At 43.9% G+C, this 13,412-nt stretch carries 12 protein-coding genes, 10 tRNA genes, 1 rRNA gene and 1 pseudogene; 4 read left to right on the top strand and 20 right to left on the bottom strand.

Features of this window, described 5'->3' with window-relative positions; genetic code table 11:
* Positions 1-153 precede the first annotated feature (153 nt).
* Positions 154-543 (top strand): hypothetical protein, encoded by a 390-nt coding sequence (locus B1K52_RS02650; RefSeq protein WP_077305172.1) that lies wholly within the window; start codon positions 154-156, stop codon positions 541-543.
* Between the two features lie 51 nt (positions 544-594).
* Here B1K52_RS02650 and B1K52_RS02655 read toward each other — a convergent pair whose 3' ends face one another.
* From B1K52_RS02655 to B1K52_RS02665, 3 genes are all read right to left on the bottom strand, one after another.
* Positions 595-1,341 (bottom strand): ABC transporter permease, encoded by a 747-nt coding sequence (locus tag B1K52_RS02655; RefSeq protein WP_077305173.1) that lies wholly within the window; start codon positions 1,339-1,341, stop codon positions 595-597.
* Complete coding sequence (locus tag B1K52_RS02660) at positions 1,338-2,066, bottom strand: ABC transporter ATP-binding protein (RefSeq protein ID WP_077305174.1); 729 nt, start codon at positions 2,064-2,066, stop codon at positions 1,338-1,340. The genes B1K52_RS02655 and B1K52_RS02660 overlap by 4 nt, the downstream gene beginning before the upstream one ends.
* Before the next feature lie 98 nt (positions 2,067-2,164).
* Positions 2,165-2,791 (bottom strand): redox-sensing transcriptional repressor Rex, encoded by a 627-nt coding sequence (locus B1K52_RS02665; protein ID WP_077305176.1) that lies wholly within the window; start codon positions 2,789-2,791, stop codon positions 2,165-2,167.
* Between the two features lie 434 nt (positions 2,792-3,225).
* Between B1K52_RS02665 and B1K52_RS02670 the strand changes: the two genes are divergently transcribed.
* Positions 3,226-5,178 carry an ABC-F family ATP-binding cassette domain-containing protein gene (locus tag B1K52_RS02670; RefSeq protein ID WP_077305178.1) on the top strand — a complete coding sequence of 651 codons (1,953 nt, stop codon included), beginning with the start codon at positions 3,226-3,228 and terminating at the stop codon, positions 5,176-5,178.
* Positions 5,179-5,374: 196 nt separating this feature from the next.
* Here B1K52_RS02670 and tsaD read toward each other — a convergent pair whose 3' ends face one another.
* From tsaD to tsaE, 4 genes are read right to left on the bottom strand one after another with little or no spacing between them, the layout of a single operon-like run.
* Complete coding sequence (gene tsaD, locus B1K52_RS02675; protein WP_179106438.1) at positions 5,375-6,382, bottom strand: tRNA (adenosine(37)-N6)-threonylcarbamoyltransferase complex transferase subunit TsaD; 1,008 nt, start codon at positions 6,380-6,382, stop codon at positions 5,375-5,377.
* Positions 6,379-6,828, bottom strand: coding sequence for a ribosomal protein S18-alanine N-acetyltransferase (gene rimI / locus B1K52_RS02680; RefSeq protein WP_373022192.1), 450 nt, complete (start codon positions 6,826-6,828; stop codon positions 6,379-6,381). Before rimI ends, tsaD begins: the two co-directional genes overlap by 4 nt.
* Positions 6,825-7,523, bottom strand: coding sequence for a tRNA (adenosine(37)-N6)-threonylcarbamoyltransferase complex dimerization subunit type 1 TsaB (gene tsaB, locus B1K52_RS02685; RefSeq protein WP_077305182.1), 699 nt, complete (start codon positions 7,521-7,523; stop codon positions 6,825-6,827). The genes rimI and tsaB overlap by 4 nt, the downstream gene beginning before the upstream one ends.
* Entirely contained in the window at positions 7,520-7,972 is a 453-nt protein-coding gene (gene tsaE, locus B1K52_RS02690; protein ID WP_179106439.1) for a tRNA (adenosine(37)-N6)-threonylcarbamoyltransferase complex ATPase subunit type 1 TsaE, read from the bottom strand. Before tsaE ends, tsaB begins: the two co-directional genes overlap by 4 nt.
* 144 nt (positions 7,973-8,116) lie before the next feature.
* Between tsaE and B1K52_RS02695 the strand changes: the two genes are divergently transcribed.
* A complete protein-coding gene (locus B1K52_RS02695; protein ID WP_077305184.1) occupies positions 8,117-8,899 on the top strand; it encodes a PP2C family serine/threonine-protein phosphatase in 783 nt (260 codons plus the stop codon).
* A gap of 45 nt (positions 8,900-8,944) precedes the next feature.
* Here B1K52_RS02695 and B1K52_RS02700 read toward each other — a convergent pair.
* The 12 genes from B1K52_RS02700 to B1K52_RS02755 all read right to left on the bottom strand — a co-directional run bounded on the left by B1K52_RS02700 (position 8,945) and on the right by B1K52_RS02755 (position 10,965).
* Positions 8,945-9,021 (bottom strand) — tRNA-Asp (locus B1K52_RS02700).
* Positions 9,022-9,102: 81 nt separating this feature from the next.
* A tRNA-Met gene (locus B1K52_RS02705) sits at positions 9,103-9,177 on the bottom strand.
* Positions 9,178-9,203: 26 nt separating this feature from the next.
* Positions 9,204-9,316, bottom strand: a 5S ribosomal RNA gene (gene rrf / locus B1K52_RS02710).
* A gap of 153 nt (positions 9,317-9,469) precedes the next feature.
* Positions 9,470-9,546 (bottom strand) — tRNA-Ile (locus tag B1K52_RS02715).
* Positions 9,547-9,552: 6 nt separating this feature from the next.
* Positions 9,553-9,626, bottom strand: a tRNA-Gly gene (locus B1K52_RS02720).
* A gap of 35 nt (positions 9,627-9,661) precedes the next feature.
* Positions 9,662-9,738: transfer RNA gene (locus B1K52_RS02725), tRNA-Pro, on the bottom strand.
* A 9-nt stretch (positions 9,739-9,747) separates the two neighbouring features.
* Positions 9,748-9,824 (bottom strand) — tRNA-Arg (locus B1K52_RS02730).
* 72 nt (positions 9,825-9,896) lie between these two features.
* Positions 9,897-9,983 (bottom strand) — tRNA-Leu (locus B1K52_RS02735).
* A gap of 79 nt (positions 9,984-10,062) precedes the next feature.
* A tRNA-Lys gene (locus B1K52_RS02740) sits at positions 10,063-10,124 on the bottom strand.
* Between the two features lie 5 nt (positions 10,125-10,129).
* Positions 10,130-10,220: transfer RNA gene (locus B1K52_RS02745), tRNA-Ser, on the bottom strand.
* A 2-nt stretch (positions 10,221-10,222) separates the two neighbouring features.
* Positions 10,223-10,297, bottom strand: a tRNA-Asn gene (locus B1K52_RS02750).
* Between the two features lie 167 nt (positions 10,298-10,464).
* Positions 10,465-10,965, bottom strand: a complete 501-nt coding sequence (locus tag B1K52_RS02755) for a SprT family protein (RefSeq protein ID WP_373022128.1) — start codon at positions 10,963-10,965, stop codon at positions 10,465-10,467.
* Positions 10,966-11,052: 87 nt separating this feature from the next.
* Between B1K52_RS02755 and cmpA the strand changes: the two genes are divergently transcribed.
* Complete coding sequence (gene cmpA, locus B1K52_RS17645) at positions 11,053-11,175, top strand: cortex morphogenetic protein CmpA (protein ID WP_143588820.1); 123 nt, start codon at positions 11,053-11,055, stop codon at positions 11,173-11,175.
* Positions 11,176-11,218: 43 nt separating this feature from the next.
* Here cmpA and B1K52_RS02760 read toward each other — a convergent pair.
* Positions 11,219-13,397, bottom strand: a pseudogene (locus B1K52_RS02760) (Tex family protein).
* Positions 13,398-13,412 lie beyond the last annotated feature (15 nt).

The raw sequence follows: 13,412 nt of genomic DNA on the forward strand, positions 1-13,412 counted from the left end.
GATAGTATCTAATTCCCTTAACAAAGTTGAAACAAACAAGCAAGTACTAATACTTCGCCACACGAAATACTTTCGTATGAAATTAACAATAACATGACATTTCTATTTGGGAAAGTATGAGATGATGAAGAAAATTAGCAGAGGTGATCTCATTTGCTGGCTAAAGTAATAAATGTTGTAATTGTTTTGCTCGTGCTTGTTGGTATTGGCGTTTGGATACTCAGTGCATTGAAGCCTTTTCAGAACGAGGCGCTCATTGAAGATAAGATTGATCGGATAGAAGTGTACCAGGCTGGAGCATCGGCTGCTTCCCAAACGATAACAGATAAAGATATGATAGAAGATATCTTGGAATGCATGAATACTACATGTGATCGTGAAGAAATGAGCGAAGTAGCTTCCTATGCAGCTGTTGACGGCAGTCTACTATTTTTTGGAACAAACGATAAGTATGAAGTTGGAATCTATCAGGATCGTGGAACCGTTAGTTTTGTGTATGATGGGACAATTATTGATAGCGAATTTGAACCCTTCCCTCACTAATTACAAACAGCCGCCAAATGAGTGGCGGCTGTTACTATATACAAGATTAGTTTACTCAATCATCTGCATCCGCTCCGTAAACTTCGTCGGATAAGATAAGAAGCCAAGCATGATACTCGTAACGATAGCTGTCGTCAGCAGCAGGAATAAAATCAGCAGCTGAAACATAACTGCTTTTAGCGGATCTGCTCCTGCGATAATCTGCCCGCTCATCATTCCGGGCAGCTGTACTAACCCAATGGTTTTCTGGCTTTCTATGGTTGGGATAGTACTTGCTTTTATGGAAGCAAGCAGCGATTTCTGGATTGCCTGCTTTGGGGTTCCGCCTAAAGAAAGAATAAGCTCTGTTTCCTCTCTCCGGGATGCCACCTCAGATGTAAATCGGTTCAAGAACAATATACCAAGCACCATGGAATTACCAATTACCATGCCGCTGAGCGGGATTATATACTGTGCTGTTGGAGGTGTAATTTGAAGACCTAACAATATACCTTGAGTCAGCACTTCAATGACGACGAAGGTGAGTACCAGCTTCCATGTAATTCCCTTAATGCTCGCACCTTTCTTCCTCGCGTTCTGAGTTGCGGCGCCAATCATTAACGTCACCATCAAGAAAATATAAAGCATATTTTCGGATTCAAAGATGAACTGTAGCACATAGCCGACTGCAAACAGCTGGATGATGGAACGAACGGTCGCAATGAGGGTGTCCTTTTCTAGCCCAAGTCGTAATGTTTTCGACAAAATAAGCGGAATAAGTACAAAGATAAGCGTCAGCAATAAAGCAAGGAAACTCATGCTTCTTCCTCCTTTACAAACTGTTTCACAGCTTCTTTCTCTGGATGATCAAGCAGGTCAGCTGTTCCTGCCTCCACTACTTCTCCGGTCATCATCACCCACACCTGATCTGCGACTGCTTTTGCTTGCTCCAGATTATGCGTAATCCATATCACCGTAGTTCCATATTCTCTGTTAATTTGCAGGATCAGTTTTTCAATATCCTGCTTGGATACCCGATCCAAAGAGGATGTGATTTCATCCAGCAGCAGAATCTGGGGACGATTTAATAATGTCCTAGCGATCGATACCTTTTGTTTCTGTCCGCCTGATAAGCTCTTACTGTCACGGTCTAATATATCTGTATCCAGGCCTACTTCCTGCACAATTCGCGCTGCTTCCTCCTCTGACAGATCTTCACCGGCAAGTTGCAGCGGCAGCGCCAAGTTGTCCCTCACACTTCCCTCCAGCATCGTTGCCTGCTGCAGGACAATACCGACTTGTCGGCGCAAGCTAATCGGGTCAAGAGACAATATATCTCTTCCATCTATCTGAATCCTCCCGCTATCAGGAGAAAGCAATCCATTACACAAACGAAATAAAGTTGTCTTTCCAGCACCAGATGGACCAATAACGCTAGTAATTTTCCCTTTGGCAAATGTTCCTGTAATCTCATGCAAAATTTCTTTTTCACCTGCACGGTAAGTCACGCTATTTAAGTAAATTGCTGCTTGCTGTTTTTCCATGCTGCCCCTTCCTTTCATCCTCTTATTACTGCCCGAACGCGTTACCATAGCTTTCACATTTATGTAAGAAAAAACACCTCTGCAGGAGAGGTGTTACATTAATAATGTTTCAGAAAATAAACCAGTGATTGTAATTCAATCGCGAGATCAATATGATGTACGCGGATTCTATCAGGTACGGCAATACGTGCTGGCGTGAAATTCAGAATTCCAGCAATACCGCAATCCACCAATCGATCCGTAATAGGCTGAGCAGCGAGTGCAGGCACTGTCAGTATTGCGGCACTCACATTGCCGATATACTCCTCTAAGTCATCAATATGATAAACGGGAACACCGCCGATATTATGATCTACTTTTCCTGGATCAGTATCAAAAGCCATTTCTATTTTTGTATTATTATTTTTAATAAAGTTGTAATGCAGAAATGCGGTACCAAGGTTACCAACCCCAATGAGTGCCACCTTCGTAATCTCATCTTGATCTAATGTTTTCCGGAAAAATTTCAGCAAATACTCTACATTGTAGCCATAGCCCTTTTTGCCAAGCGCTCCGAAATAAGAGAAGTCACGACGTATTGTAGCTGAGTCAACTTTCACCGATTCGCTAAGTTCCTTAGAAGAAACACGCGTTTTGCCTTGCAGGTGCAGGCTGTTGAGAAATCGGTAATAAAGCGGCAATCGCTTTGCCGTCGCCTTCGGTATTTTATTTTGGTCCATATACATACTCATATATCCTCCTAAAGCTTGCAGCTCCCAGAAGTGACTTCGTGCAGCCATGCAGTTGGGTCTAAAGGCTGTATGCTCTGTCACCTTTTGTATGTAAGCCCTCCCATATTCCGCTTAAATACGTGGAGTAATAGCTGCAGACGGTCCATTCCGGCATCTGTGAGGAACCAACAGATGCGGCCTGCGGCTTCGTCCTTGAATTGTTACGATATGATACTTTCACAAGTACAATTAATGATAACACCTTATTCTATCAGATATGAATAGGAAAGTCTTGTACAGATTCACAAAGAAGAATGGGACAGGGTATCTAGTTTCATTTTAACAAATTGGCTCTCGATGTCCATCTTCCAGCAAGCAAAAAGTGGAGGAATTCCGCGCTTGCTACTGTTTTGACACATAGGATACACTGATAGTATGAGGTGAACGAAATGATTTTATTGCAAGCAAATAATATAACGAAACTATTTGGCGCAGACGTCATTTTATCGAATATAAAGCTGGAAGTACAAACACAGGATCGATTAGCTATTGTCGGGCGCAACGGTGCCGGCAAATCAACTCTCCTGAAGATTCTAGCAGGTGAAATGACATATGATGAGGGGAACGTATTCCTTGCCAAAGAAGCCACGCTTGGCTACTTAGAACAGCATACAGGATTAGAATCGGAGAAAAGTATTCTAGAGGAGATGAAAACGGTATTTGCTGATCTCATCCACCAAGAGCAGGAATTACGCCGCCTGGAGACAAAGATGGGTAATCCTGATTTAATTGCAGATGAAGCAGCTTATCAGCAGCTCCTTACGAACTATGATACAAAACAGCAGGCGTTTCGTTTAAACGGCGGCTACCAGTATGAAGCTGACATTCGCTCCGTACTAAACGGACTCCGATTCGGAGATAAAGACTTGTCTACACCGATTGGCTCCTTGAGCGGCGGACAGAAGACACGTCTTGCGTTAGGAAAGCTGCTGCTTCAGAAACCCGACGTATTAATATTGGATGAGCCAACCAACCATTTGGACATTTCTACATTGGACTGGCTCGAGGGCTATTTAAGCAGCTATCAAGGCGCGGTTGTCGTCGTATCCCACGACCGCTATTTCCTCGACAAAACAGTAAACACCGTAATCGAAATAGCTCATAATCACTCTGTGCGGTATAAAGGCAATTACAGCAGCTACTTAGATCAAAAAGCTGCGAATTACGAAAAAGAAATGAAGCAATATGAAAAACAGCAGTCTGAAATAAAGAAAATGGAAGAGTTCGTTCAAAAGAACATCGCGCGGGCAACAACTACAAAACGTGCACAGAGCAGACGCAAACAGTTGGAGAAAATGGATCGAATGGAGCGTCCGCTTCATGATGCTTCTTCAGCAAAGCTAACTTTTGATATTGATCGCCGCAGCGGCAACGATGTGCTGAAGGTAAAAGAATTAGCGTATCAGTATCCAGAAAGTACATCTCCTGTCTTTCAAGATGTCAGCTTCCATATGAACCGCCAGGATCGGATTGCACTCACTGGGCCGAATGGGACAGGAAAAACAACACTTCTTAAAACGATTATTGGAAAACTCCCTGCAAAAACTGGTGACGTTGAGCTAGGCGCAGGTGTAAGCATTGGGTATTACGATCAGGAGCAAACCGAACTGCATTCTTCAAAATCTGTACTTGCTGAGCTATGGGATGAATATCCACTAATGGATGAGAAAGATATACGAACAATCCTCGGAAACTTCCTATTCACGGGTGATGATGTACTAAAAGTGGTCAACACACTGAGCGGTGGGGAGAAAGCCCGCCTTGCACTAGCCAAGCTGATGATGCAGAAGTCCAATCTTTTGATTATGGATGAACCGACTAACCACTTAGACTTAGACAGTAAAGAAGTGCTAGAAGGCGCATTAGCTAATTACCCCGGCACTATTCTATTCGTCTCGCATGACCGTTACTTTATGAACAAAATTGCCACACAAGTGCTGGAAATGGCGGACAAGCAGATTGTAACTTATTTAGGGAACTATGATTACTTTATTGAGAAGAAACAAGAGCAGCAAGAAATTGCCGATTTAGAATCTTCAGCAGCCGAAACAAAGCAGCCGGTTAAACAAGAAAATAAATCGAACTATCATCAAGATAAAGCAATAAAGCGAGAAATCCGGAAAAGAGAACGACGTATTGCTGAGCTTGAAGAAAAGATCGCAGAGTTGGAGACAGAAATCGAAGGCAACGAAACAATGCTGACCGATCCGGAAGTTTTCCAAGATTATCAGAAAGCGCAGGAAATTACAGAGAAGAATGAACAGCTGCAAGCTACACTGCTGGAAGTTATGGAAGAGTGGGAAACACTCATCGAAGAGAACGAAAGTTATGCACAGGAGTAAATGCGCTTTCATTGTTGATTTGATGGGATATACACAAAGTTATACACATTATCCACAGAATCCACACTGTTTTTATGTGATTTTATCCACTTCTGTACCTGGTACTAATAGTGGGTTTTAATAAGTTATACACAGGTGAATGCCTGTGTTGTGAATAAAAAAAGCATCGCTTCCCAGCCGGAAACGATGCTTTTTCTTATAATGGCATGGATGCCTTCGCGTTCATCGCCAGATCGGCGAATTTGCCTTGATGATAAGAAATAGATGCAGCTGCCCCAATCATTGCGGCATTATCGGTACAAAGTGCAAGCGGCGGAATTAAAAGATCAGCTTGCTTGTCCGCAAATGCTTGCTCCAATGCTGCTCTTAGGCCACTGTTGGCTGCAACGCCCCCAGCTACGATAATTTGCTTTGCTCCATATTCCTCAGCCGCTCGCAGTGTCTTCCCGACGAGCACCTCTACAACACTTGCTTGGAAGCTTGCCGCAACATCAGCAGGAGGGTATGTCTCTCCCTTTTGCTTCGCATTGTGAAGTGTATTAATGACCGCCGACTTAAGTCCAGAGAAGCTAAAATCGTAACTCTCCGGCTCCAGCCATGCACGAGGGAAATCAATAGACTGCGCGCCTTCTGCGGCTAGCTTATCAATGCGCGGTCCTCCTGGATAAGGCAGCTGTAGCGTTCTGGCTACTTTATCATATGCTTCTCCTGCTGCATCATCCCGTGTTTCACCGATAACTTCAAAGCTGCCATGCTCTTTCATAAGAACCAGCTCTGTATGTCCACCTGAAACGACTAACGCCAGCAGCGGGAATGCAAACTCCTGCTCCAGGCGGTTTGCGTAAATATGACCGGCAATATGATGTACCCCTATCAGCGGCTTGCCGATGGAAAAGGCCAATGCTTTAGCAGCATTTACCCCGACGAGCAGTGCACCAATTAAACCTGGTCCCTGCGTTACCGCTATAGCATCCAAGTCTTCTTTCTCAACACCTGCTTGCTGAAGTGCTTCTTCTATGACAATTGTGATCTGCTCCACATGATGCCGGGAAGCAATCTCAGGCACAACACCGCCAAATCGTTTGTGACTCTCAATTTGGGAAGCCACAACATTGGAACGAATCACGGTGCCTCCCTCGATAACAGCAGCTGCAGTTTCATCACAGCTTGTTTCTATTGCTAAAATAAGTTCCGATGTTTTCATAAGTTCACCCACATTACAATCGCATCTTCTTGATTGTCTGTATAATAGTTTTTCCGTATTCCGCCAGGCACTAAACCAAACTTGCGATATAGATGCTGCGCTGGCAGATTAGATACGCGTACTTCCAATGATAAACGATATGCTCCAGCGAGAATCGCCTGTTCCATCACATGAGCAAATAGTTTCTCTCCCAATTTCTTTCCCCGGTAATTTGGCAAAATAGCAATATTCGTGATCTGTGCTTCATCAATCACAAGCCACATACCGCAGTAACCAGCAATAACGCCCTCATTTTCAATGACAAAATAATTGGCAAATGTATTTTCTGTAATTTCACGTTCAAAAATATCGATTGTCCACGGTGTTGCAAAAGATGCTGTCTCGATGGTGTAGACAGCCGGTATATCCGCTAATTGCATTTGACGAACGATTGGCTGCGCACTCAATTTTGCTGCTCCTGTTGTTTTAGCCAATTGGATTCCGCCTCCGTTAATCGCACATAATCCGGTACAATTTGATGCAGCTTATCCGCTTGTCTAGCAGCTCCTATTTGAGCTAGGACAGACGGACGTGCATAATGCATACTATTTTCCGGTATGACGGCTTGATCACCAAGTGTTTCTGTGATGATATCTCGGTAAGTTTCGATATCCGGACTCAAGAATAACACTTTCTCACCCTTATCACGCAACTGTTCCAGCCAGTCTGTAAACAGCGGGTTAACTGCTCCCTCTACTTGTTTAAAAGTAACAGGGCTGCTTGCATATAACGCTGTATATACTTGCCCTCTGCGTGCATCAAAGAACGGACACACATACCCGGAGAACAACTGCCCTTGATAGGCAAGTGCCTCTAAACTCGAAACACCAATAACATCAATACCTAGCGCCCATGCCATTGTTTTAGCAGTTGCCATGCTGATTCTTACGCCAGTATAAGATCCTGGACCCTGTCCGACTACAATTCGTTCCAAGTCCTCTGGAGCCGTCTTTGTTTCTTTCATCAGCTGTTCAATTGCAGGCAGCAATCGAACAGAGTGATCGCGGTGACCATGCATGACATGCTCACCTAATGTAATGCCATCCTTTACAATTGCTACGCCTAGCAGCTGATTGGATGTATCCATGGCTAATATAGTCATTTTGTTAACTCCTTACAAAGCTTTTCATAACGCTTGCCAACCGGCTGCAGCGTGATTGTCCTTGCCTCACCGTCATGTTTGAGTGTAAGCTCCAGTCGATCTTTCGGTAAGTAGTCTTCAATAAATTGCGCCCATTCGACGATGGTAACTCCTGCACCCGAAAAATACTCCTCAAAGCCTATATCTTCATCACTATTCTCCAGACGGTATACATCCATATGATACAAAGGCAAACGGCCCTCGTATTCCTTAATAATCGTAAAGGTAGGACTGTTAATTGTACGCGTAACACCTAGCCCAGCACCAATTGCTTTTGTCAGTGTCGTCTTTCCTGCACCTAGATCTCCTTCCATCGTGATAAGATCACCTGGCTGCAGTAATTCGGCTAATTGCTGGCCGAACGTATTGGTTTCTTCTATTGTATGCATTGTCTTTTTAAAATGGATCATTACCATCACCTGACTCGCTTTCATTTCTTGTTCATTTATTTATCATAGCAAAGTATAGCCTAAAAGCAAAAGCACCAGAAACAAAAAGGCTTTTCTGGTTTTATGGAGAATACATATACTAACAGCTAACAAAGGAGCATGCATATGGAAGCATTAGAACAAATGTACAGTTACAACTGGAATGGCGAGATTAAATCCTATCTGGATCAAGTTGATTTAAGCAGTTACCAGCATATGTGGATTGGACGTTTCGGCGGAAGTATTCTGCACGGAGCTCACAAAAACGAAAACGCCTGTCTTATCCTAACAGGACCAGATTGGGAACTTGCTGTTATCATGGGTGCACAGCATACAGTCGAAAGTGCCGCTTTTATCGCCGACTCTCTCATGCTGAGACAGCGAAAAATTATTGAAACGCTTGATGAAGACACTTCCAGCGCTATGAAGAAAATAGATAGTTTTCTGATGAGCATGTTTAACAGTGTACGATTTCGTTCAACCGCAGCTAAAGTGAACGGCAACAGCTCCTGCTTGATTAGCGTGCGCAAAGCAGGCTATTTATATTGGTTATCAATAGGAGACAATGCCCTTTTCCTCTTGCCGCCTTCCACAGCGCACACAAGTTCTGTACAAATGAACCAGCAGCACCGAGCGGGCTGGATTGGAGCTAAAAATACATTTGACCAAGAAGTTCCGTCTTATAATATGGGAATCATCCCTCTGTCTAAAGGACGTAATTCTATCCTGCTAACCACAAACGGCCTGCAGCGCTTCCCTGTTTCTCCATATAAGAATCCATCTCGGGTGCAGCGTGCTTTTACCAAGAGTGAGAGTATGCCACATTTTCTGCATAAACTACTCATGAATGCGCAGTCTGCAGGTGCAGTGGAAAGTATCACTTTAATCGGGTGGGAAATACACATATAAAAAAAGCTTTAGGATTGCTCCTAAAGCTTTTGAACATTTTATGTATGGCGGTCCGGACGGGACTCGAACCCGCGACCTCCTGCGTGACAGGCAGGCATTCTAACCAACTGAACTACCGGACCAATACTGCTACTATGTATTAGTGCAATTAAAAGTAAAAATAACTTGGTTGCACACTTCGTGTACTCCCGTTAAAAATTATTTGGTTGCGGGGGCAGGATTTGAACCTGCGACCTTCGGGTTATGAGCCCGACGAGCTACCCCTGCTCCACCCCGCGATAATAATATGAAGGAAAATGTTTCGGCCTGGCAGCGTCCTACTCTCGCAGGGCGAACCCAACTACCATTGGCGCTGAAGAGCTTAACTGCTGTGTTCGGCATGGGAACAGGTGTGACCTCTTCGCTATTACCACCAGACCTTAACTTAACTACACTTATCTTTCCTAACGACAAGATATATTATACCTTATCCTTCAAAAAGAAGCAAGTTATTTTGAAGTAAACCTTCAAAACTAGATAAGAAACTTCATGCTTTTACATCTCATGCGCTGCCAAGCACCGGAGTGCTNATGGTGGGCCTAAGTGGACTCGAACCACCGACCTCACGCTTATCAGGCGTGCGCTCTAACCAGCTGAGCTATAGGCCCATAATTTGGAGCGGGTGAAGGGAATCGAACCCTCGACATCAGCTTGGAAGGCTGAGGTTTTACCACTAAACTACACCCGCATATTAGAATGTTAGATTGAGAAGTTTGGTGTATCTGGTCGGGAAGACAGGATTCGAACCTGCGACCCCTTGGACCCAAACCAAGTGCTCTACCAAGCTGAGCTACTTCCCGAAGAGATAATGGCGCGCCCGAGAGGAGTCGAACCCCTAACCTCTTGATCCGTAGTCAAACGCTCTATCCAATTGAGCTACGGGCGCTTATTAATAATGACAACTTTTATATTATATCGTGTTGTCTACAGCTTGTCAACATCTTTTTTTACTTTTTATTGGTGCGGCCGAGAGGACTTGAACCTCCACGGGTTATTCACCCACTAGGCCCTCAACCTAGCGCGTCTGCCATTCCGCCACGACCGCTAAAAGTCAAAAGAAAAATGCTGCGTATGATGCACAGCATCGGCAGATCTATAAGATCATCTTTGCTTTAAGCAGATGAGCCATGAAGGACTCGAACCTTCGACCCTCTGATTAAAAGTCAGATGCTCTACCAACTGANTTTTAGATGGCGGAGAAGGAGGGATTTGAACCCTCGCGCCGCTTACACGACCTACACCCTTAGCAGGGGCGCCTCTTCAGCCACTTGAGTACTTCTCCACTGGCTCCACAGGCAGGATTCGAACCTGCGACCGATCGGTTAACAGCCGATAGCTCTACCACTGAGCTACTGTGGAATAATGTTTATCGCTTGGTGACGACTCTATGTATTTTACAACATCTTTTAGCAACTGTCAACTGCTTTTTGCAATTTATTTTCTGTTGCCATTCGTCATATTTCGTTACCGTTCGTCGACGGCTTAATAAATTTATCATGTATTTACAAAGACGTCAACACTTTTCGCTAACTTTTTTGCTTTTTTTCTTGTTGATCCTCTGAAATCGCCATTCTATCAGTCTTTTTAAGCTTTCCACCGCATTTGCCACATCCGTACTTACGTAGATTCACGGCCTTTTTACGCTTATAAACGTGCCCGCATTTTGAACATATATATGTATATAACTGCTTTTCTTTAACTGATGGCAGCATGCTGCAAAAGCGCGGGGATTTTGTTCTTTTAAGAAGTTCACGGAATTCTGGATCACGGTGGCCGTAACCCTTTCCTTCTATATGAAGATGATAATGACATAGCTCATGCTTAATTATTCCGATTGTTTCTTCCTGCCCCAGTTCAACCAAATACTTAGGATTGATTTCAATAACTCGTGTACCTGGCAAATACCTGCCTCCGGTAGTTCGCAGACGGTTATTATAACTAGCGGTATCTGTAAATGGTTTTTGGAACCATTCAACTGAAATCTCTTCTACAACTTGTTGGAGATTTTGCATCGTTATTTCTCTCAATGTTATTGCACCTCCTGTTGCTGTTCTGCATATGATGCTGCAGACATTCATTTTTCCCTACATCTATGGGCTGCAGGAGGTAAAAGAATGCCTAATTGGTTAAAGAATCAACTATCCCAAGCTTTCCTCACGAAAAACATAAACCAATTGAAAGTGTTGAACCAATGCTGGTTCTTCTATAAAAGAAAACAGCAATCCAACGACGGATAAAGCCCCTGCCCTACTCAGGACAGAGGCTTCTCCCCTGTTGCTGTTACTTCACCATTGTAAGAGCAATCCGTTGTTTGTCAACATCCACTTTATCAACCCAAACAGTAACTACATCCCCTACTGATGCAATATCCATAGGGTGTTTTACAAATTTATTCGACATCTTAGAAATATGGACAAGTCCGTCTTGTTTGACACCTATATCCACGAAAACACCAAAATCAACTACGTTACGGACCGTACCTTGGAGTTCCATACCTTCCTTCAAGTCTTCCATTGCTAGTACATCTTGCTTTAATAATGGCTGTGCCAAATCATCCCGCGGGTCTCTCCCAGGTTGATTGAGTGCTTGTACAATATCCTGCAACGTAAGATCTCCGATTTGCAATTCTGCAGCAGTCTCTTCTACTTGAAGCTGAGAAAGCTTCTCTTGCAGCTGTTCACTTCCTATATCCGTTACATCAGCATCGAGCCGCTTTAGCAGCTGTTTTGTAACACTATAGCTCTCCGGGTGGATTGGCGTGCGGTCCAGCGGTTCTTCTCCATCTAGTACACGAAGAAACCCGATACTCTGTTCATACGTCTTGCTTCCTAGTCTAGGTATAGACTTCAGCTGCTTACGGGAAGTAAACTTACCAACCTCATTACGCTGCTTCACAACATTAGCTGCAACTGTCTTACTAAAACCAGATACATACTGCAACAGAGACTCAGAGGCTGTGTTCACATTCACGCCTACTTGGTTTACTGCTGTTTCGACAACAAAACCAAGGGAATTATTGAGCTTCTTCTGTCCTACATCATGCTGATACTGTCCTACTCCGATAGATTTCGGGTCAATCTTAACCAGTTCTGCTAGCGGATCTTGAATACGGCGTCCTATAGAGATGGCACTCCGCTCCTCCACTTGCAGTTCCGGGAATTCTTTTCTGGCTAATTCTGAGGCGGAATATACACTTGCACCTGCCTCATTTACGATAATATAAGCAACATCACGTTTTGAATCTCGAATAACATTGGCTATAAATTGTTCTGTTTCACGAGAAGCCGTTCCGTTACCGACTGCGATTAGCTGGACATCATATTTCTCCAGCATCGATTCAACAACACGGCTTGCCCCTTTTATATCATGTTTCGGTGCTGTTGGGTAAATCACATTCTTCTCTAGCAGTTTCCCAGTCTCATCAATAACAGCAAGCTTACAGCCTGTCCGGAATGCTGGGTCAACCCCTAGTACAACCCGCCCCTTCAATGGAGGCTGCAGCAATAGATTTTTCAGGTTTTCAGAGAAGATTTTGATTGCCTGCTCTTCTGCTTTCTCTGACAGCATCGCGCGAATCTCCCGTTCGACAGAAGGCTGGATTAGTCGTTTATAACTATCCTCGATTGCCGCGTGCAGAAGTGACACAACCGGAGATGATGTTCGCTGTTTGATAATTTTACGCTTCAAATAAGCAAGGATAACGTCAGCAGGCGGTTCAACAGTAACTCGTAAAATACCTTCCTTCTCACCGCGGTTGACAGCTAATACCCGGTGAGATGCCATCTGTCGTACCGGCTCCTGATAAGCATAATACATTTCAAAAATCCCTTTTTCATCCTCTTCTGCTTTCTTTACTTTAGTAAGCAGAACCCCTGCCTTTTCTGTCTTATCACGAATAAAGTCACGGAATGCAGGCTGCTCGCTAATCCATTCCGCCATAATGTCATTGGCACCTTGCAGAACATCTTCCACCGTATATAATTCCTTTTCAGAATCAAGATATTCTCCCGCTTCTTTTTCCGGGCTCTCTATTGTCTGCTGATAGAAAGCTTTTGCAAGGGGTTCTAAACCCTTTTCTTTGGCAATTGTCGCCTTTGTGCGTCGTTTCTGTTTGTATGGGCGATATAAATCTTCAATACGCTGCAGCTGCATAGCGGCGTTAATGTCGTTTTTCAGGNATGTCGTTTTTCAGGCTGTCTGTCAGCTTTCCCTGCTCTTCAATTAAACGGATTACTTCCGTTTTTCGTTGATGAAGCTGCTGTGCATACTCCCATTTATCTTGAATGGCTTTAATCTCTACTTCATCAAGTGCACCTGTTTGTTCTTTTCGGTACCGCGCGATAAATGGTACCGTATTTCCCTCTTCCAGCAGATGAATAACCTGTTTGACGGATGGTTGCTTGATTGCTGTTTCCTTTTCGACCCATTGGATGAGTCTGTCTTGTATGGTAGCTTCCACTTTTGCTCCTCCTGA

Source organism: Terribacillus halophilus, assembly GCF_900162685.1.
In the GTDB taxonomy this organism is placed as follows: domain Bacteria; phylum Bacillota; class Bacilli; order Bacillales; family Amphibacillaceae; genus Terribacillus; species Terribacillus halophilus_A.